Source organism: Polaromonas sp. P1_E11 (genome assembly GCF_056405995.1).
In genome coordinates, this window is sequence record NZ_JBFUBA010000002.1 from 1 (window position 1) to 18,482 (window position 18,482).

Genomic DNA, 18,482 nt, shown 5'->3' on the forward strand with positions numbered 1-18,482 from the left:
CCGGTGTTGTTCACCGTCGCCGTCGTCAGGCTGTCCATCGCCTTGGCGGACAGCAAGACCTGCCCGCCCTGGGCCTGGATCAGCAGCTTGTTCTCGGCCAGCGCATTGATGGCGCCCTGGTCAATGCTGTAGCCCAGCAAGTTGCCGTTGTCCAGGTTCAGGGTGATTTTGTTGCCCGCTGCCAGCAAGGCCGTACCCAGCATGGCCCGGATGACACCTTCGTTGCGTACTTCCGGCGCCAGCAAGGCCACATAGCCGCCATTCGCAGCCGTCAGCGTGCCCTTGTTCACGACGGAGCCACTCGTGCCGTTGTTGCTGAAAACATGGTTACCCGCCATGAAGTCGGCATTGCTCATGCTGAGCGTGGAGGCGACCAGGCCGCCGACGTTGACCTGGCTGCCGGCGCCAAACAGCACGCCGTTCGGGTTCAGGATGAACACCTGGCCGTTGGCCGTGAGGCTGCCCAGGAATTCGCTCGGGCTGCTGCCGGTGATGCGGTTCAGCGCTATCGCCTGCGCATTGGGCTGGTTGAATTTCAGCGCTTCGTTGGCACGGGTAGACAGGCTGGTCCAGTCAATCGCCACGCGCTGGCTGGACTGGTTGATGGTGGTGGTGGTGCCCACCGTGGCCAGGCTGGCGGTGCCCGCAGACACGCTGGCGTTGGCGGCGTCTGCGGCCTGGGCCTGCTGGGCACCTCCGACAAGCAGGAGCCATGCGGCGCTACAGGCAGCGTTGAGCGTGAACCCGCCCGTTGCACTGGCGCCGCGTCGGGCCAGGCGGTAAATGCGGTTGATGCCGGCATGGCTTTTCATGTGTAGCCTTTCGGGACAGGACGGGCGGCGAAGCCCCCAAAGATCTCTCTTTTCCTGCCGGCGATGGCCTGCCATTTGGGGCCACAGGGCCATGCGCCGCGCATGACAAGTGCTATATTACGACGCCCCGGACCGGCGCGATAGCCTGGGTTTCACGCATGGCGCAGCCCTGGGAAGCCCTACTTGCTACAGTTTTGATAGCTGCTCTCGCCCGTCTCCATTGGGTTCAGGGCTTGTTTTTCTTAAGAAATAACAGCTGGCGACAAAGGGATGGCTCTGCACAGGGGAAGCCACGTTGCGGCCTCTTCATAATCACCCCATGAAGTTTTCACACAGCTATCCCCATTCCAGAGCCAGGACCCACCCCTTGCGCAAATTCGCCGGTTTGGCCCTTGCCACCTTGTTCTGCGGCCTCGCCGCTGCGCAGACAGCCAAACCCGCACCATCCGCCCCGGTACCCGTGCCGCACCCCCTCGTGGGTACCTGGAGCTGGACGCTGGCAGGAAAGGCCTGCACTGAAACCTGGCAATACAGTGCCAAGGGTACCCGGCTTAACACCAGCGGCGAAGAAGTCACACGGGGCGACTACGAAATATACGCAGCGCCCAGTGCGCAGGGTTTTTACCGGCTCACCGACACCGTGACCGACAGCAATGGCAAGCGGGACTGCTCAGGCGACCTGCATGAAGCGTCGGACCCACCGGTTGTGCGGTTCATCCAGTTCAGCCCCAAACAGGACCAGCTCATTGTGTGCAAGGCCGAGTCGCTGCAGGCGTGCTTCGGGCCTTTGAAGCGGATGCCGGGCTAGCGCTCTTGCGAGCGCTCAGCGGCCGCTGATCAGCGACTGCAAAACACCGGGCGTGAAATGCTCGCCGATGTAGTCGGCCAGACCGTCGAACACCGAGTCGAGCGTAGGCACCGTGGCGCCAAACAGCGCCTGCAGCACCGCCGGGTCTTCAAACATGCCGTGCAGGTACAGGCCCAGCACATTGCCGCGAATGTTCTGCCAGGCCAGGCCTTCTGCCATCACCGCGCTGGCCTTGTCGCCCGCTGCGGCCAGCGCCGGGTGCTCCGCGGTCTGGCCGTGGTGGATTTCATAACCCTGCAGGGCCACGCCTGACAGTGCTGCCCAGGCGCCGTCCACCTCGCCAAAGCGGGCCTGGCGCTGCCGCACCGTTTTGCCTTCTTCGAACACGGTGACCACCGGCAGCAGGCCCAGCCCCGGCGCGTTGCCGTCTATGCCATGCGGGTCAATCAGCGCTTCGCCCAGCATCTGCAGGCCGCCGCAAATGCCCAGCACCGCGCCGCCCTGACCCGCGTGGGCGGCAATGGCCTGGTCCAGCCCTTGAGCGCGCAGCCAGGCCAGGTCGCCGCTGGTGTGTTTGGAACCGGGCAGGACGATCCAGTCGGCGCCCGCCAGGTCGACCGGGCTGCGCACCCACTTCAAGCGCACACCGGGCACGTTTTTCAGCGGCTGGAATTCGTCGAGGTTGCTGATGCGGGGATAGGCGATCACGGCAACAGTGGTGGAGACTTCCCCTGCTGCGGTACTGCGGTCGTCAAAGACCCCGTCTTCTTCGGGCAAGCCATGCTGCCACCACATCGGCAACGTGGCCACCGTGGGGATGCCGGTCATGTCTTGCAGCATTTGCGGGCCGGGCGCCAGCAGTTTGGCGTCGCCCCTGAATTTGTTGAGCACAAAGCCCTTGATGAGTTTGCGCTCGGTTTCGTCCAGCATGGCCCAGGTGCCATACAGGTGGGCAAAAGCGCCGCCGCGGTCGATGTCGGTTACCAGCAGGCAAGCCGCATTGGCATGCTGTGCCGATCGCATGTTGACGATGTCGCTGGACTTGAGGTTGATCTCGGCCGGCGAGCCCGCGCCCTCCATCACCACCACGTCGTTGTCCGCAATCAACTCATCGAGCGCCCGCGACACCACCGGCCAGACCGAGGCGCTGCGGCCGCGCCATTCCATGCGCGAGAGTTCGGCATTCACCTGGCCCATCAACACGACCTGGCTTTGTGTGTCTTTTTCGGGCTTGAGCAGCAAGGGATTCATGCGCACGTCAGGCACCGCGTTGGCGGCGAGTGACTGGAAGTATTGAGCGGAGCCGATCTCTCCTTGCGCGACCACTCTTGCGTTGTTGCTCATGTTCTGCGCCTTGAAGGGCGCGACTTTCAAACCCTGGCGCGCGTAGTAACGGCACAGCGCGGTCGTCAGCCAGCTTTTTCCGGCACCGCTGGTAGTACCCAGCACCATGACACTTTTTGCACTCATGAACTTGTCCTGGAGAGTTGTTGCCACGCGTTGTGCAGGGCATCCTGCGCGGCTGGCGGCTGCACGCCCAGGCGCACATGGCCGGGCAAACCGAATGATGTCGTGTCGCGCAGCTTGATGCTTTGGGCGCGCAGTGCTGACAGCGCCTGCTGCAAGCTCAGGCCTTCGGGCAAGGCCGGTTGGGCGCAGAAGAAATTGGCGTCGCTGGACAGGCATATCCATCCCAGCGATTCGCAGACACTGATCTGCCGGGATTTCCATTCACGCAAGGTGTTGAGGCTGCCGGCAAGCCAGTCCTGTGCCTCTTTGCTCACCCAGGCTTGCAGCATGGCCTCACCATGCGCGCCCACCGGCCACGAGGGGCAGAGCCGCTCCAGCGCTGCAGCGTTGTCCGTTTGCTCCATCGGTGCAATCGCATAGGCCGCGCGCACGCCGGTCAGGCCCAGCGCCTTGTTCGGCGTCCAGAGCTGCCAGGTGTTTTGCAGCTGCTGCTGCGTGAGCGTAGGCGCAGCGCTGAGCCGCAGGGGCTCGTAAGCGCGGTCCAGCACGACAAGGGCTGACACTTCCTGACCTTCAACCAGCTCACCCAGGCCGCGATGTGCAGCACCCAACGGGCTGGAAGGCTCGCAGGCCCAGAGCAACTGCGCATCGTGCTGCTGGCTTGCCGCCACCAGGCCATGCGCAACAGCCGCCTGCGCATAGTCGCCATAACTGTGCGGCGGCAGCCGCACCGCGCGTGCGCCCTGCTGCGCGGCCAGGGTGGTCATCCGAAAGATGAATTCGCTGGCGCTGGCCGCCAGCAATACACGCGCCTCATCGACACGGTGAAAGGCCGCCAGTTGCCTGCGCAACTGCGTGTAGCCGGCGTCGGGGTAACGGGTGGCGTCAGCGTGGCGGACGGCGGCCAGCGCTGCGGGACAAGGTCCGCAGGCATTGCTGTTGGTTGAAAAGTCGTGCAGCGGCACACCGAGCGCGTCGGGTCCGCCGTGAATGCGCGTGGTGACGAGGCGGGTGTTCATGCCGATGCCACTAGCGCCATCAACAGCATCGCGGCGAGAGCAACCAGGGTCTGGGAGAACACCGCCCGGGAGGCCAAGGTTTGGGCCAGGGCCGTGTCTGATGCTTCAGGTCGCCGACCTTGCGGGTTCAAGGTGTAAACGCCGGGCTTGCCGAGCGAGATACCCAGCGCCAACGCCATGGCCGCCATGGGCCAGCCGCTGTTGGGCGACGGGGTCTTGCGGGCTTCTTCGCGCAATGCCTTGAGCGGCAGGCCCTTTGCCGCCAGTGCCAGCAACAGCGCTGTCAGGCGCGCCGGCAACCAGGAGAGCACGTCGTCCGCGCGCGCAGCCCACTTGCCGGCCCATTCCCAATTTTTGCCGCGATAGGTGCCGCGGTAACCCCACATGGCGTCTGCCGTATTGGCAAACCGGTAAATAGCCGCTCCCGGCAAACCCAGCAGTGCAAACCAGAAAACCGGGGCCACCACAGAGTCATTGAGGTTTTCGGCCAGCGATTCGATCGCGCTTTCCCGCACCTGGCTTTCGGTGAGCTCGGTGGTGTCGCGGCTCACCAGCCAGGAGAGGCGCTCCCGCCCTGCTTCCAGCGACTGGCCCAACGCCAGTTCAACCGCGCCGACTTCTTCGCGCAGCATGCGCCATGACAGCATGCATTTGAGCAACCAGGCCATCGGCACGGCCAGCAGCGCAGTGTCGATGGCGGTGCCCCAGGCCGGCACCTTGATGTAGCCGGCCAGTTGCCAGAACACCAGTGCCTGCACCCCCCAGGCTGCTGCGCCCACCAATGCCACACCCACCCACCAGGCCAGTGTGCCGAGAAAAAAAGCCGGCACGGGCGGGCAGCGTACCGTGACGCTTCCGCAGGCCCGGAGGTAGTTGCCCATCCAGACCACCGGATGCACACCTGTGGCCGGCTCACCGAAAGATTTGTCTACCCACAAAGCCAGCAACAGCACCACACCGAGCAAGCACGCCGTGTACCCTGCCATGGAAGCAGGAACGGCAAAGGCATGAAAGCTGGCCCAGTGCGTGAACATATCAGCCGGCTCCCGGCTCATGCCGGGCAATCGTGCCCCAGCTGTCTTCAAACACCATGTCGGCCAGCGGGGCACGGCGCGCCCACTTTTCAGCCTGCAACATGGGCTGGTCATAAAAGGCCTGGACCGGGCCCAGGCACAGCACCGCGATCGGCTTGCTGCCTTCGGGCATCTGCAACAACCCGCCCAGCTGCTGCGGGTCAAAAATCGAGACCCAGCCCATGCCAAGGCCCTCGGCGCGGGCCGCCAGCCAGAGGTTCTGGATGGCGCAGGCCGCCGAGGCCAGGTCCATTTCGGGCAGGGTCCGGCGGCCAAACACATGCTGTTCGCGCCCTGGCGGCAAGGCCACGACCAGCACTTCGGCCGCATCGAGCACGCCTTGCACCTTGAGTTTCATGAACTCGTCTTCGCGCTCGCCCAAGGCCCGGGCCGTGAGCACACGTTCCTGCTCAATCAGCGCATGAATACCTTCGCGCAAGGGCCGGTTGCGCACGCGGATAAAGCGCCAGGGCTGCATGAAGCCCACGCTGGGCGCGTGGTGCGCGGCCGACAGCAGGCGCTGCATCACATCGTCAGCCACCGTGCCGCCGCTGAAGTGGCGCATGTCGCGCCGCTCGAAGATGGCCCGGTACACCGCCTGCTGCTCGGAGTCGCTGAAGGCGTGGCCGGGTCGGGCCACATCGGCCGGACCCGGCCCGGCGGCGGAGACAAAGCCCGTCACACCATTCACTGAGGAGCTTGCACCGCGCCCGCTACGGGTACGTCTGCACGCTGCAGCACCGCCAGCAAGGCAGGACGCACCCAGCGCTGGAAAGCCAAACCACAGACCAGACCCAGGCTCACCCAGAACGACAAAGACACCCAGGTTGTGGCCCAGATGAACTGCGTGCCGAGCTGTTCAAGTGCGGCATGGGCTTCAGGGCCAAAACCGGCCAGGGCATCACCTTGAAGCTTGGGTGCACCCACCACAAATGGCAGCGCCAGCAAGGCTGCGGACACCAGCCAGCGCCAGGATGCGCGCGCAAAACCGGCTACGGCGCAGGCACCCGCCGCGCTGCCCACTGCCAGCACCCACCAGACCTGGCGGGCCTGCAGCGGCGCGGCTTCCATGCCGGGTACTTCCGCATGCAAACCCAGCGAAGGCCAGAGGTGAAAGCTCAACCAGCCAGCTGCAGCCACCACGCCGGCCAGGCGCAATGAAGCGATCGCGCCACCGCGTTGTGCGTCATGTTTGTAAAGCCACACGCCCATCACCGCAAACACCAGCAGCGCCATGCTGAAGGCGTGCAGCATGTTGGCCACCCAGGTCCAGCCAATGCGTTCTGTGCCATTTGCAGGCTCCCATTCCTTGGCAGTGCCGTGCTCATGCTCATGAGGAGCCGTACCTTCGGCATGCACGTGGGCAGCGGGAGCGGCGGCGGGCGCCGGAGCCTCAACCTTTTGCTCTTCGTACACCTCGGCCGCCAGAATCAGCGGGGCGGCTTGCCAGCGCTGCACACCGGTTTGCACGCTACCCACCACCACCGCAGTGGCCAGCGCCGCCCAGATCAATCGTTGAAAAACCATAGCTGTCTCCCGGTGAAAGTGCTGCTCAGTGGCAGGGTTTGACGGTGATGTGGCGCACATCGTGCGCGGCGTTGTGGGCCAATGGGCTTTCGGCAAAGGCCACGCCGTACAGCACCACCAGGCCCAGCGCGGCCGCGCCCAGCAGCGGGCGCAGCACGGCCAGGCCGGGGCTCAGGGTGTGAGAAGGGTTGTGGGTCAGCGTCGTCGGTTCAGTCATGGCGTTCTCCTTGAGGTAAGTGGGATGGTGGGTGGGGTGAAAAAAACAAACTTAGTGCATTTGGCCGCTCATGTCGAGCCCAGGCCGTTCAAACCAACAGGGGGCAATCGGGCAAGGATACCGCTGCGCAGGCGATCGGGCCGTGCATTGCGGGCCAGGTTGCCGTCGGCACTCTGCACGTGCAGTTGCCCGCAGGCAATCACCTGGGCTGCGGTCTCGCCATCAGGAGTCAGGTCGCCAAAGTAGTAGGTGTACTTGCCCTGGGCCTGCAGCGTCACGGTGCAGGCACGGGAGCAGCCGCTCATGCAGGCCAGGCCGCGCAGCTGCAGGCCCTTGTGCTGCCCGGTGTCCAGCTCACACACCAGCAGCGCTTCCTGAACGGCCTCGAACAGCGCCAGGCCGTGGGCGGGCAGCTCGCGCGAGGCGCCCGACGGGCGGCAGGTGGTGCAGACAATGATTTCGGTATCGGACATGACGATCTTTTACGGTTGGTAACCCGGAGCCATGGCCAGGCGGTGCTCCGCACCCCAGCGCATGGCCCAGGCGGCACAGCGGCCCAGGTTCTTTTTCGGGTCGTCAAAATCGACAATCACCAGGTGCTGCGGGGTCAACGGCGCCTGCGGTTGCTCCAGCGTGCGGCCATCGGTCAGCAGCCACAGCCAGCACTCCGTGGGGCCACTCTTGCGCAGCGTGCGTTGCAGCAGGCGGTCAGCCTGAACCAGTGCCTCGGCCAGCGGCGTGCCACCGCCACCGCCCAAGGGGCGCAGGCGCTGGCTGCCGGCGGCACGTGCGCGGCCAGGGGGCAGCAGCAGTTCCACCCCCTGCCCGCCAAAGCGCAACAGCGCCACATCGTCGCCCAGCCGCGCGGCCTGCTCAATCATGAAAGCAGCGTGGCCCTTGGCCAGCGCCAAGCGGCCGCGCTGGCGCATGGAGCCCGAAGTGTCGAGCACGATGCAATGCAGGCGACTGCTGCGCAGCGCCAGGGGCTGGTGGCGCAGGTGTTCGCGTTGAAGTGGCGCAGGCCCCTTGACCATCACGGTGGGCAGCCAGGCAATGGCGGCGCTGCGCTGCTGTGCGCTCAGCGCTGCGCAGCTCGTGGAAGACGTTTGAGGTGGAGGCCACCGCCAGCTGCCGGGCCCGTTGCGCGGGCGGCGGCTGGGGTGGCCTAGGCTTTTTTTGGCGGCCACCCTGCTATCGCGTGGACCTTGGTGGTGCCTTCGGGCTGGGCGGGCAAAGCGCCCCAGTCGCCTTGGGGCACGGGCGGCAACGATGGGACAGACGGCTGGTCTTGCAGGCGCTCTGGATTGTTTTTGGGCTGGGTCGATCCGTTGCTATTTCCCGGTGCCGACGCTGTACTGCCCTCCGGCCGGCGATGCGCCAGCGCCAGCTCGGCCACCGCGTCCACATCGTCCACGGTCACTTCGCTGCGCCCCTCCAGCGCCGCCAACGCACGCGCGGCGCGCAGCATCACCAGGTCGGCACGCATGCCGTCTACACCGGCGGCGATCGCACAGGCCGCCGCATGATGCAGCACCGCGTCAGGCCAGGCCAAGCCTGGCAACGCAGCACGGGCCGCCACCAGTGCGGCACTGAGCGCGCGTTGTTCTTCCGCATGCTGCGCGCCCAAGGTCCCGGGGTTTTCATCAAAACCCAGGCGCGCGCGCAGGATGGCGGTGCGCTCTGCAGCATCCACCGGGTTGGCCAGCGCCACCGACAGACCAAAGCGGTCCAGCAGTTGCGGGCGCAGCTCGCCCTCCTCCGGGTTCATGGTGCCCACCAGCACAAAACGTGCGGCATGCTGCTGTGAAATGCCGTCGCGCTCTACCGTGTTGACACCGCTTGCGGCCACGTCCAGCAGCGCATCCACCAGCGCATCGGGCAACAGGTTGACCTCGTCCACATAGAGCACACCATTGTGGGCACGAGCCACCAGCCCAGGCGCCAGGCGCACCTGGCCGTCGCGCAGCACGTCTTCCACATTCAGCGTGCCAACCAGTTGCTCCAGGCTGGCAGCCAGCGGCAAGGTGACAAAGGGCGCACCGGGCAGCAGCGCGGCCAGCGCGCGGGCCGCAGTGGACTTGGCTGTGCCGCGTGGGCCGCTGATCAGCACACCGCCTATGCCGGGGTCAATGGCGGCCAACTGCAACGCACGCTGTAACTGCGGCTGGCCCACCAGCGCGGTGAAGGGAAAGGCCGCACGGGTAGCGGGCTCAACAGGAATGTTCAGTTCCGGAATGCTCATGGTCGTGCTCATGTCAAGGGTCCTTCTCCGTGTTCTTCAAGCCGGCGCTCCAGCGCCAGCAAATGGTCTTCGATGCGTTCGCGCTGGTCGCCCGGCGCCTCCCACAGGCCGCGCTGCATGGCTTCGAGCAGCCGCTCACCGATGCTGCGCAGTGCGCCGGGGTTGTGCTGCTGCAAAAACGCGCGGTTGGTGTCGTCGTGCAAATAAGCATCGGCCACCAGCGCGTACTGATGGTCGCCCACCACGCCTGCGGTGGCGTCAAAGGCAAACAGGTAGTCCACCGTGGCGGCCATCTCAAAAGCACCCTTGTAGCCATGGCGGCGCACGCCTTCCAGCCACTTGGGGTTGACGGCGCGCGAACGCACCACGCGCGCCACTTCTTCACCCAGCGTGCGGATGCGCGGGGCGCCGGGCACGCTGAAGTCGCCGTGGTACAGCGATGCGGGCGCGCCTGCGAGGTGTTCAACAGCCACCGCCATGCCGCCCTGGAACTGGTAGTAGTCGTCCGAATCGAGCACGTCGTGCTCGCGGTTGTCCTGGTTGTGCAGCACCGCGTCCAGCCCTGCCAGGCGCTGCTCAAAACTGCCGCGCGCTGCTACGCCGTGCTCGCCCTGGCCGTAGGCAAAGGCGCCGGCGCGCAGATAGGCCTGGGCCAGGTCTGCGCCGTCGTTCCAGCGGCCGCTGGCCATGACCTCCTGCAGACCGGCACCATAGCCACCCGGGCGTGGGCCAAACACGCGCCAGGTGGCTTCGCGCTGGGCTTCCTCCGCACTCAAGCCCTTGGCCTCTGCCTCAGCGGCTTCGCGCCGCACCCGGGCGCGGATGGGGTTCACGTCGTCGGGCTCGTCCTCTTCACTGATCGCGGCCACGGCACGCACCGCGGTGTCGAACAGGTCAATCACATTGGGAAAGGCATCGCGGAAAAAACCCGACACGCGCAGCGTCACGTCCACCCTGGGCCGATTTCTGATGGCCATGGGCAGTACTTCAATGTCTACTACCCGGCTGCTGCCGTCTGCCCACCTGGGCCGCACACCCAGCAATGCAAAGGCCTGGGCAATGTCCTCGCCGCCGGTGCGCATGGTGCTGGTGCCCCAGACCGACAGGCCCAGGCAGCGCAGCATCTCGCCATGGTCCTGCAGGTGCCGCTCGATCACGCGCTCAGCCGCCGCAGCGCCCATGGCGTAGGCGGTCTGCGTGGGCACTGCGCGCGTGTCTACCGAATAGAAATTGCGGCCCGTGGGCAGTACGTCAGGCCGGCCGCGTGACGGCGCGCCGCTGGGGCCTGCGGGTACAAAGCGGCCTGACAAGCCGCGCAGGCACTGCGCAATCTCTTGTGGGCCGCAGGCGTCCAGCCGCGGACGCAGCACCTGGCGCATGCGCTGCAGAACCGGGGCTGTGTGCGGCCAGGCTGCGGCATCCCATGATTCATCGGCCACCACATGGTCAGCCACCAGTTGCCGGGCCAGCAATTCCAGCCGTTCGCGTGTGTGGCCCGCATGACGCCAGGCTTCGGTACTCACGCTCAGCAACACGGCAGGGAACGGCCCGTTCCAGGGCGCGGCCCATTCGGGGCTGAGCACGCTGAAGCCGTCCACACCATCCAGCTCCAAATCCTGGGCCAATGCCACCAGCAAGCTGCGCTGGCCGGCGGCCGTACCACCTGGAAAACGCGCCAGCGCCACCAGCGTGTCGATTTGCTGGCGGCCCTGTGGTGATGTGCCCAGGATGTGCAGCCCATCGCGGATTTGGGATTCCTTGATCTCGCACAGGTAGGCGTCCAGCCGCAGCAGCAGCGCTTCACGGCCCGCGTCATCGGCGGGTTTGGCAAAACCCAGGTCAGTGTGCAGGTTCTCAGTCAGCACACGCTCCAGAATGTCGCCCCGCAGGCGTTGGGCGCGGCGTGGGTCCAGCGACAGGGCCTCGTAGTACTCGTCCATCTGCCGCTCCAGCTTTTGCAGCGGGCCGTAGGTCTCGGCGCGGGTCAGGGCCGGCATCAGGTGGTCGATGATGACGGCCTGTGTGCGGCGCTTGGCTTGGCTGCCCTCGCCGGGGTCGTTGACGATGAAGGGGTACAGATGCGGCAGCGGGCCCAGGATGGCGTCGGGCCAGCAGTTGGCACCCAGCGCCACGCTTTTGCCGGGCAGCCATTCAAGGTTGCCATGCTTGCCCACGTGCACCACGGCATCCACTGCAAAACTGCGGCGCAACCAGAAGTAGAACGCCAGGTAGTTGTGCGTGGGCACCAGGTCGGCATCGTGATACGTGGCTACCAGGTCCAGGTCGCGCCCTCGCGCGGGCTGAATGCCCACAAACACATGGCCCAAGCGCAGGCCGGAGACCATGAAGCGGCCACTGCGCACCATGGGGTCCTGTTCGGGTGCGCCCCACAGCGTGTTCACCGCGTCGCGGCTGGCAGCGTCCAGTTGGTTGAAGTCCTGCAGGTAGTCGGCCATGGCAAGGCTCTGGCCTGCCGGCCGGATGAAGTTGGCGTCCATGTTGTTGGTCACGCCGGCCACCAGCGCGGCAATCAGCGCGTCACCACCCTCGGGCAAGGCACCTGTGGCATAACCTGCGTCCTGCATGGCGCGCAGCAGGGCCACCGTGGAGGCCGGGGTGTCCAGACCCACACCATTCGCCAGGCGGGCATCGTCGTTGGGGTAGTTGGCCAGGATCAGCGCGACGCGTTTGTCGGCATTGGGCTTGCTGCGCAACGCGCACCAGCGGCGCGCCAGCTCGGCCACAAAGGCCATGCGTTCGGGTTCGGGCTGGTAACGCACCACGTCCACCTCGGTGCGTTCATCGCGCCAGGCCAGGCCCTTGAAGCTGATGGCGCGCGTGCCGATGCGGCCGTCCACCTCGGGCAGCACCACCTGCATCGCCAGGTCGCGCGGGGCCAGGCCGTGCGGGTCAGCCGCCCACTGCTCTTGCGCGCAACCTGCGGTGATCAGCTGCAACACTGGCGCGTCGCCGGCCAGGGGCTCCATCTGCGCGCCCTCCACGCTGTCAACGTCGTCGCCATCGAGTGCGGTGATCGCAAAGCTCGTGGCGTTCAGCACCACGCCCACACCGTGCTGTACGGCCAGCGATTGCAAAAGCGCGAGGCTGGCAGGGTTCTTCAGCGAGTCCACGGCCACAGCCACAGCATTGAGACCCACCGCGTTGAGTGCGGCCAGCATGGCATCAAACACCGCTGTGTTGCCAGCTTGTACATGGGCGCGATAGAACACCAGCAGCGCCGCAGGAGCTCCGTCACGCCACGCCTGCGGCACGGGCGACTGGTAGACCATGGCCGGTGGCAACGCTGCAGGCGGCGTAGGCCGTGCGCCCAGGCCAAACGCGGAATGGCCTATCAATTCAAAAAAGTTGCGGGCGTTGTCACGGCCACCTTCGCGCAGGCAACGCCAGAGCTGGCGGCAATCTTCATGCGGGGCGGTGCTGCGCAGCAGCAGTTGCAGGTCTTCGCTCGCGTCACCCGAGAACAGCGCCAGCCACTGGCCGCGCGCACGAGCCAGCTCCCGCACACGCTCCACCACATAGGCCCAGTCGCTGGCCGCGCCCAGATGGTCGATCACCACCACGCGCGCATGCTGCAGCACATCGTCCACATACATGTCCGCCGACGCGGGCTGGCGCAGCCACATCAGGTTCGCCAGGCGCACCGTGGGAAAGCCTTCGGGCAACTGCTGCGCCGCATCGGCCAGCAGCGACAGCGTGGTATCCGCCGCGCTGAGCACCACGATGTCGCCCGGCGTTTGCTCCACGCGCACCACGCCCTGGCCACCGTCTTCAACGTGGCCTCCGGGGCGGGTGGAGAGCAAATGCATGGCTAACTTTCGCGATAGTTATGCGGCAACGGGAGTTGCCAATGCAGCACTGAGTTCAGCCTGCAACACAGCCGCATTGAGCTCGGAACCAATCAACACCAGGCGCGATTGGCGCGCTTCGTCAGCACGCCAGGGGCGGTCAAAGTAGCTATCGAAACGCGTTCCTACGCCCTGCACCACCAGGCGCATGGCCACACCGGGCAAGGCCACAAAACCCTTGACGCGGTAAATCTCGTGGCGGCCCACCACATCGCGCAGTGCGGCCAGCAATGTTTCGCGGCTGGTCACATCCAGCGCCACCTGCACCGAGTCAAAGGCGTCGTGGTCGTGGTCTTCTTCCTCGTCGTGGTGGGTCTTGCGCTGGTCGATCTGGTCTTCCACTGCACGCTCCAGGCCCAGCAACACACCGATGTCGATGCGGCCATGCTGCGCATGCACCAGCTTCACGCCGGGCAAGGTCTCCAGACGGATGGCTGCTTCCACGTCCACCAGCTGCGCAGGCGTCACACCATCCGTCTTGTGCACGATCACCAGATCCGCCGTGGCGAGCTGGTCTTCAAACAGCTCATGCAGCGGCGAGTCGTGGTCCAGGTTGTCGTCGGCGCGGCGCTGGGCGTCCACGGCCACCGGGTCGTCGGCAAAGTCGCCGGCCGCCACCGCTGGTGCGTCCACCACGGTCACCACGGCGTCCACGGTGAAGGTGTTGCGCAGGGCGGGCCACTGGAAAGCTTGCACCAGCGGCTTGGGCAGTGCCAGGCCCGAGGTCTCGATAATCAGGTGGTCGATCTGGTCGCGGCGCTTGGCCAGCTGCTCCATCACGGGCGCGAACTCTTCCTGCACCGTGCAGCACAGGCAGCCGTTGGCCAACTCATACAGCTGCCCGTTTTCTTCGCCGTTCTCGTCGCAGCCAATGCCACAGCCGCGCAGCAGTTCGCCGTCGATGCCGAGTTCACCAAACTCATTGACGATGACCGCAATGCGACGGCCTTGCGCGTTGGCCAGCAGGTGGCGGAGCAGCGTGGTCTTGCCGCTGCCCAGAAAGCCGGTGACGATGGTAGCGGGGATTTTTCGGGTTTGCATAAGAGTCTCTCGGGTAAAGAAAATTAACGGGGCGCGTCACGGGGAGGCAGGGCCTTGAGGCACTCCACCAACATTTGGGCGGCCTCGCCCAGGCGAGGGCCAGGGCGTGACAACAGGTCCATGCGTTCGGTATCCAGCAGGCACAGCTGCTGCTGGCGCACTGCCGGCAGTGCACTCCAGCCGGGGCGGTCTGACAGATTGGCCAGCGTGGCGCGCGGGCCAATGATGAGATCGGGCGGGCGGCGCAGCAGCAGCTCGGGGTTGATCCTGGGGAACAGGCCGAGCTCGCCACTCACCACATTGACCAGGCCCAACCGGGCCACCGTCTCGCCAATAAAACTCTTCTCGCTGGCAGCGGACGATCCTGCGCCCACTTCCACATACACGCTGCGCCCGCGCAATACGGCGGGCATGCGGCCCGCGGCGGCGTCCAGCTCACCCTCGATGCGGGCGATCAGCTCAGTGGCACGGGCAGGTTCGCCCAAGGTGTCGCCCAGCTTCACCAGCATGCGTTTCAGGTCTCCATGGGTGCGCGCATCCAGCATCATCACCGGCACGCCCAGCGCCTGCAGTCGTTCGCCCGCGCGGCTGCGCGGACCCAGCAAGACCAGGTTGGGACGCAAGGTCACGATGCGCTCGACCTGCGCGTCTTCCAGCCCTCCCACCTTGGGCAGCGCCAGCACCGAAACGGGCCAGGTGGAGTGGCGATCGGTGCCCACCAGCTGCGCGCAGCGGCCCAGCGCACACACAGCCTCGGTCAGCGAGGGCGCGAGCGTGACGATGCGCGACACCGGCTGCGAGCTCTGCGCCATCGCGAAGCTCGAGAGCAGCCCCAGCACTACCAACGACGCCACAGCGGGAACTCGCCTACGCAAGCTCCGAGTCCGCGCCCCGCCTTCACCAGCCGGGGCCGCGGAACCGGCTTTGCCGGGCCGCAGGCGCAGCGCCCCCAAGGGGCTGGAGCCCGCGGCTCCAAGCCTGCCTGCGCAGGCTTGGACGGGCGACAGAGGCGAAGCGTCTCGCGAGCCGCGGCCTGCAAGGCCTCGCGCATTACACGGAGCCGAAGGCGAAGTGAAAAGCGTGGGGGCCATATCTCTAGTCTTCAATGCCACGTTGTGCGGGCACGCCCGCCTTGAAGTGATGCTTGATCAAAGTCATTTCCGTCACCGTATCCGCCAGGTCTACCAGCTCACCCGGTGCATTGCGGCCCGTCAGCACCACGTGCACATGCGGTGGGCGTTCACGCAGGCAGGTGAGTATGGATTCCAGCGGAATCCAGCCGTAGCGCAACGGGTACATGATTTCGTCCAGCACCACCATGAAGTGCTCGCCGGCGCGAATCGTGGCCTCGGCCTTGGCCCAGCCGTCGAGTGCCAACTGGGCCGAGTGGTCCAGGTCGCGGCTCTTCCAGCTAAAGCCATCGCCCAGCCCTTCGATGGGGATGCCCAGTTGCTCAAACAAGCGGTGCTCGCCAAAGCGGGCAGTGGGCACTTTCATGAACTGGTAGACCTTGACGGCCTTGCCCCGGCCATGCGCACGCAGGGCAAGGCCAAAGGCTGCGGTGCTTTTGCCTTTTCCGTGGCCGGTGTTGATCATGATCAGGCCACGACGCTCGGCCGTAGGGACGACACGTTCGTAATCGACGGGTGGGGTTTCAATCTGCATAGGGGCTCTCTTTGCGGGATGGTTGACTTTGGGCAGCGCAATCCACTGCCCTTGCAAGGGATGAACGGCAAGGCGTCCGTCAAAGACATCTTCCAGTGCGCGGTGGGTGGCCAGATCGGCGCAGGCGCCTTGGTGGGTGATGCGGCCTTCAGCCATCACGACCATGGTGTCGGCTTGCAATGCCATGGTGATCTCATGCAGAACGCTGACCACGGTTTTTCCTTCGGCCACCAGCGCACGCACCACGTCCAGCCAGTCGGCCTGGTGCGGCGGGTCGAGGTTGGCCAGCGGCTCGTCCATCAGCAGCACCTGGGCCTGCACTGCCAGGGCACGCGCCAGCAGCACGCGCTGGCGCTCGCCGCCCGACAGTTGCCCCAAGGCACGCTCGCGCCAGTCCCAGGCACGGGTGGCGCGCAGGGCCTGCTCCACCGCTGCACGGTCGGCGGCGCTGGGCGGGGCCAGCCAGGCCTGGTGCGGCAAGCGGCCCAGCATGGCCACGTCCCACACGGTCAGGTCATCGGCCGAGGTTTCGTTCTGGCCCAGCCAGGCCAGCTGGCGGGCGCGTTCGCGGTGCGGCAGGCTTTGCAGCGGCTGGCCGAGCAAACTGACTTCACCGCTGTGCGGCAGTACGCCGGCCAGCGCCCTGAGCAAGGTGGACTTGCCTGCGCCGTTGGGGCCGACGATGCTGGTCCATCGACCCGCCGCAATGTCCAGGCTGATGCCGTGCAGGATGGGCTGTTTTTGCAGGCCATTTCCGAGGCTGGCCCTTATGGAATCTGCGCCGATAGCTATTGAATTCATAGCATTTCTCATGCCGCGCGCCCTCCACCCAGGTTGCTGCTGCGGTGCATCAACCACAGGAGGTAGCCGCCGCCCAGCACCGCAGTGAGCATCCCCACGGGCAGCTCCTGCGGCGCGATCAGCCAGCGTGCCAGCGTGTCGGCCGCCATCAGCAGCACGCCGCCCATGAGGCTGGAGAGCAGCATCAGGTGCGCGTGCGTGGTCTTGACCACCGAGCGCACCAGGTGCGGTGCGGCCAGGCCTACAAAAGCGATCAATCCGGTTTGCGCTACCGCGGTGCCCGTAGCCAGCGCCAGTACCGCCACCAGCGCCGCACGCATGGGCGCCACCGGCAGGCCCAGGCTGATGGCGGTGGCGTCGCCCAAACTCAATCCATCAAGCACGCGCGCCAGCAGCCACGCCGCCAGCACACACACACACCACACACTGGCCATCAGCACGCACGAGGTCCAACCGACAAAGGCGGTCGAGCCCAGCATGAAGGCCTGCATGGCCTGCAACGATTCCGGTGAGAACAGCAGCACCAGGTGCGTCATGGCGCCCAGCACCACGCCCACCACCACACCGGCCAGCAGCAGGCGCAGCGTGTGGCCCACACCGCGCGACAGCACCAACGTGAGCATCACCGCAAACACGGCGCCCAGAAACGCGGCACCGGTCAACCCCAGGCGCACCCACAGGCTGCTGGAGAACACACTGACGGCCATGCCGCCACTCATCATGCTGCCGCCCAACATGCCGGCACCACCGCCCAGCGCAGCCAGCGCAAGCGCCACGCCCAGCGAGGCACCCGATGCACTGCCGAGCAAATACGGATCGGCCAGGGGGTTTCGAAACAGGCCCTGGGCCACCGCGCCGGCCAGGCCCAGCAAGGCGCCGGCGGCCCAGGCGCCCAGGGTGCGCGGCAGACGTATCTGCCAAATGATTTGCTGTGCCATGGCGGTCTGTTGCGGGTCCTGTGCGGGGTTGAGCAGCGGACGAATCAGGTTCTCCAGCCCGGCGCTGCCCACACAGATGCCCAACGTGACCAAAGCCAATGCTCCCAGCACACCGGCCCAGACCAGCCAAAAAACGCGGGTTTGCATCATGGTTTGGCTCCCGGGGCGGGCGCATTTTTCAGCAGACATTGGGCCATCAGGCGCGCACCTTCAGCCATGCGCGGACCGGGACGCACCAGCATGTCGGCCTCGTCGGGTGGGAAAATGCAGACCCGCTGCTCGCGCAGTGCGCGGATGCTTTGCCAGCCGGGTCGGGCCGTCAAACCACCGGCGCTGCGCTGGCCGATCATGATCAGATCAGGGTTGGCGCGAACGACGTATTCGGGGTTGAGCTTGGGGAACGGCCCGAGCTTGGCCGGCACGATGTTTTGGGCACCCAGGCGTGTGAGCGTTTCGCCAATAAAGGACGACTCGCCCGCTGCATACGGCCCCTGGTTGACTTCAAAGTAGACCTTCACATTGCGCACGCTGGTCGGCAACGACTGTGCTGCGGCAGAGACACCCGCATCAATCGCACGCCAGATACGCGCCGCATCGGGCACCTCGAGCAACTGGCCCAGCTTGAGCATCACGCGCTGCACATCGGCATGGCGCTTGGGCTCCAGGGCCACCACCTTGATGCCCAGCGCCTGCAGCCGTTCGCCCGCACGCGACGAGGTGGCCATCAGCACCACATCGGGCTTGAGGGAGACGATCATCTCGATGTTCGGGTCCAGCCCGCCACCGACCTGAGGCAGCTTTTGCACGCTGGCCGGGAAGTTGGAATAACGGTCTACCCCCACCAGGCGCTGGCACTGGCCCAGCTCGCACACGGTTTCGGTCAACGAGGGCAGCAGGCTGACAATGCGCTGGGGTGCAGCCGGCAGCGTGACGGTGACGCCGCGGTCGTCTGTCACCTGCAAGGCGTGTGCCGCGCCGGCACAAGTGAACACGAACGCAAGCA

17 protein-coding genes and 1 pseudogene are annotated in these 18,482 nt (G+C 66.0%); 1 reads left to right on the top strand and 17 read right to left on the bottom strand.

The annotated features are described in order from the left end of the window. Positions 1-812: two-partner secretion domain-containing protein (locus AC1D11_RS07490; RefSeq protein WP_477651436.1), on the bottom strand; the 812-nt coding region annotated here is incomplete at its 3' end. A 319-nt stretch (positions 813-1,131) separates the two neighbouring features. Between AC1D11_RS07490 and AC1D11_RS07495 the strand changes: the two genes are divergently transcribed. Beyond that, entirely contained in the window at positions 1,132-1,620 is a 489-nt protein-coding gene (locus AC1D11_RS07495; protein ID WP_477646602.1) for a hypothetical protein, read from the top strand. 15 nt (positions 1,621-1,635) lie between these two features. Here the strand turns inward: AC1D11_RS07495 and AC1D11_RS07500 are convergent, their stop codons facing one another. The 16 genes and pseudogenes from AC1D11_RS07500 to AC1D11_RS07575 all read right to left on the bottom strand — a co-directional run bounded on the left by AC1D11_RS07500 (position 1,636) and on the right by AC1D11_RS07575 (position 18,471). Beyond that, on the bottom strand, positions 1,636-3,090 hold the full coding sequence (locus AC1D11_RS07500) for a cobyric acid synthase (RefSeq protein ID WP_477646601.1): 1,455 nt from the start codon (positions 3,088-3,090) through the stop codon (positions 1,636-1,638). Continuing rightward, positions 3,087-4,109, bottom strand: coding sequence for an aminotransferase class I/II-fold pyridoxal phosphate-dependent enzyme (locus AC1D11_RS07505; protein ID WP_477646600.1), 1,023 nt, complete (start codon positions 4,107-4,109; stop codon positions 3,087-3,089). The genes AC1D11_RS07500 and AC1D11_RS07505 overlap by 4 nt, the downstream gene beginning before the upstream one ends. Further along, positions 4,106-5,095, bottom strand: coding sequence for an adenosylcobinamide-phosphate synthase CbiB (gene cbiB, locus AC1D11_RS07510; RefSeq protein WP_477646614.1), 990 nt, complete (start codon positions 5,093-5,095; stop codon positions 4,106-4,108). The genes AC1D11_RS07505 and cbiB overlap by 4 nt, the downstream gene beginning before the upstream one ends. 49 nt (positions 5,096-5,144) lie before the next feature. Further along, a complete protein-coding gene (gene bluB, locus AC1D11_RS07515; RefSeq protein ID WP_477646613.1) occupies positions 5,145-5,822 on the bottom strand; it encodes a 5,6-dimethylbenzimidazole synthase in 678 nt (225 codons plus the stop codon). 47 nt (positions 5,823-5,869) lie between these two features. Next, entirely contained in the window at positions 5,870-6,709 is an 840-nt protein-coding gene (locus tag AC1D11_RS07520) for a CbtA family protein (RefSeq protein WP_477646599.1), read from the bottom strand. A 25-nt stretch (positions 6,710-6,734) separates the two neighbouring features. Next, positions 6,735-6,926 carry a CbtB domain-containing protein gene (locus tag AC1D11_RS07525; RefSeq protein WP_477646598.1) on the bottom strand — a complete coding sequence of 64 codons (192 nt, stop codon included), beginning with the start codon at positions 6,924-6,926 and terminating at the stop codon, positions 6,735-6,737. Positions 6,927-6,994: 68 nt separating this feature from the next. Next, positions 6,995-7,399: a DUF1636 family protein gene (locus AC1D11_RS07530; RefSeq protein ID WP_477646597.1), complete on the bottom strand. Its 405-nt coding sequence runs from the start codon at positions 7,397-7,399 to the stop codon at positions 6,995-6,997. 9 nt (positions 7,400-7,408) lie between these two features. Next, complete coding sequence (locus tag AC1D11_RS07535; protein ID WP_477646596.1) at positions 7,409-8,113, bottom strand: vWA domain-containing protein; 705 nt, start codon at positions 8,111-8,113, stop codon at positions 7,409-7,411. Then, positions 8,092-9,180: a magnesium chelatase ATPase subunit I gene (locus AC1D11_RS07540; RefSeq protein WP_477646595.1), complete on the bottom strand. Its 1,089-nt coding sequence runs from the start codon at positions 9,178-9,180 to the stop codon at positions 8,092-8,094. Before AC1D11_RS07540 ends, AC1D11_RS07535 begins: the two co-directional genes overlap by 22 nt. Continuing rightward, positions 9,177-12,995, bottom strand: a complete 3,819-nt coding sequence (gene cobN, locus AC1D11_RS07545) for a cobaltochelatase subunit CobN (protein WP_477646594.1) — start codon at positions 12,993-12,995, stop codon at positions 9,177-9,179. The genes AC1D11_RS07540 and cobN overlap by 4 nt, the downstream gene beginning before the upstream one ends. A gap of 18 nt (positions 12,996-13,013) precedes the next feature. Then, positions 13,014-14,075 carry a cobalamin biosynthesis protein CobW gene (cobW, locus tag AC1D11_RS07550; protein WP_477646593.1) on the bottom strand — a complete coding sequence of 354 codons (1,062 nt, stop codon included), beginning with the start codon at positions 14,073-14,075 and terminating at the stop codon, positions 13,014-13,016. Between the two features lie 23 nt (positions 14,076-14,098). Then, a complete protein-coding gene (locus AC1D11_RS07555) occupies positions 14,099-14,929 on the bottom strand; it encodes an ABC transporter substrate-binding protein (RefSeq protein ID WP_477651437.1) in 831 nt (276 codons plus the stop codon). Positions 14,930-15,170: 241 nt separating this feature from the next. Continuing rightward, complete coding sequence (gene cobO, locus AC1D11_RS07560) at positions 15,171-15,740, bottom strand: cob(I)yrinic acid a,c-diamide adenosyltransferase (protein WP_477646612.1); 570 nt, start codon at positions 15,738-15,740, stop codon at positions 15,171-15,173. Positions 15,741-15,767: 27 nt separating this feature from the next. Further along, positions 15,768-16,541: pseudogene (locus AC1D11_RS07565) on the bottom strand (ABC transporter ATP-binding protein); the annotation flags it as partial. Between the two features lie 8 nt (positions 16,542-16,549). Further along, complete coding sequence (locus AC1D11_RS07570; RefSeq protein WP_477646591.1) at positions 16,550-17,629, bottom strand: FecCD family ABC transporter permease; 1,080 nt, start codon at positions 17,627-17,629, stop codon at positions 16,550-16,552. Beyond that, positions 17,626-18,471, bottom strand: a complete 846-nt coding sequence (locus AC1D11_RS07575) for an ABC transporter substrate-binding protein (RefSeq protein WP_477651438.1) — start codon at positions 18,469-18,471, stop codon at positions 17,626-17,628. Before AC1D11_RS07575 ends, AC1D11_RS07570 begins: the two co-directional genes overlap by 4 nt. Positions 18,472-18,482: the final 11 nt, after the last annotated feature.

What these genes read in the sequence shown, in the direction of transcription:
- cobN (WP_477646594.1), bottom strand. Translation starts at nt 12,995, where the DNA reads ATGCATTTGCTCTCCACCCGCCCCGGAGGCCACGTTGAAGACGGTGGC.
- AC1D11_RS07540 (WP_477646595.1), bottom strand. Translation starts at nt 9,180, where the DNA reads ATGAGCACGACCATGAGCATTCCGGAACTGAACATTCCTGTTGAGCCC.
- AC1D11_RS07505 (WP_477646600.1), bottom strand. Translation starts at nt 4,109, where the DNA reads ATGAACACCCGCCTCGTCACCACGCGCATTCACGGCGGACCCGACGCG.
- AC1D11_RS07570 (WP_477646591.1), bottom strand. Translation starts at nt 17,629, where the DNA reads ATGATGCAAACCCGCGTTTTTTGGCTGGTCTGGGCCGGTGTGCTGGGA.
- AC1D11_RS07495 (WP_477646602.1), top strand. Translation starts at nt 1,132, where the DNA reads ATGAAGTTTTCACACAGCTATCCCCATTCCAGAGCCAGGACCCACCCC.
- AC1D11_RS07525 (WP_477646598.1), bottom strand. Translation starts at nt 6,926, where the DNA reads ATGACTGAACCGACGACGCTGACCCACAACCCTTCTCACACCCTGAGC.
- AC1D11_RS07520 (WP_477646599.1), bottom strand. Translation starts at nt 6,709, where the DNA reads ATGGTTTTTCAACGATTGATCTGGGCGGCGCTGGCCACTGCGGTGGTG.
- cobO (WP_477646612.1), bottom strand. Translation starts at nt 15,740, where the DNA reads ATGCAGATTGAAACCCCACCCGTCGATTACGAACGTGTCGTCCCTACG.
- AC1D11_RS07530 (WP_477646597.1), bottom strand. Translation starts at nt 7,399, where the DNA reads ATGTCCGATACCGAAATCATTGTCTGCACCACCTGCCGCCCGTCGGGC.
- cobW (WP_477646593.1), bottom strand. Translation starts at nt 14,075, where the DNA reads ATGCAAACCCGAAAAATCCCCGCTACCATCGTCACCGGCTTTCTGGGC.
- cbiB (WP_477646614.1), bottom strand. Translation starts at nt 5,095, where the DNA reads ATGGCAGGGTACACGGCGTGCTTGCTCGGTGTGGTGCTGTTGCTGGCT.
- AC1D11_RS07500 (WP_477646601.1), bottom strand. Translation starts at nt 3,090, where the DNA reads ATGAGTGCAAAAAGTGTCATGGTGCTGGGTACTACCAGCGGTGCCGGA.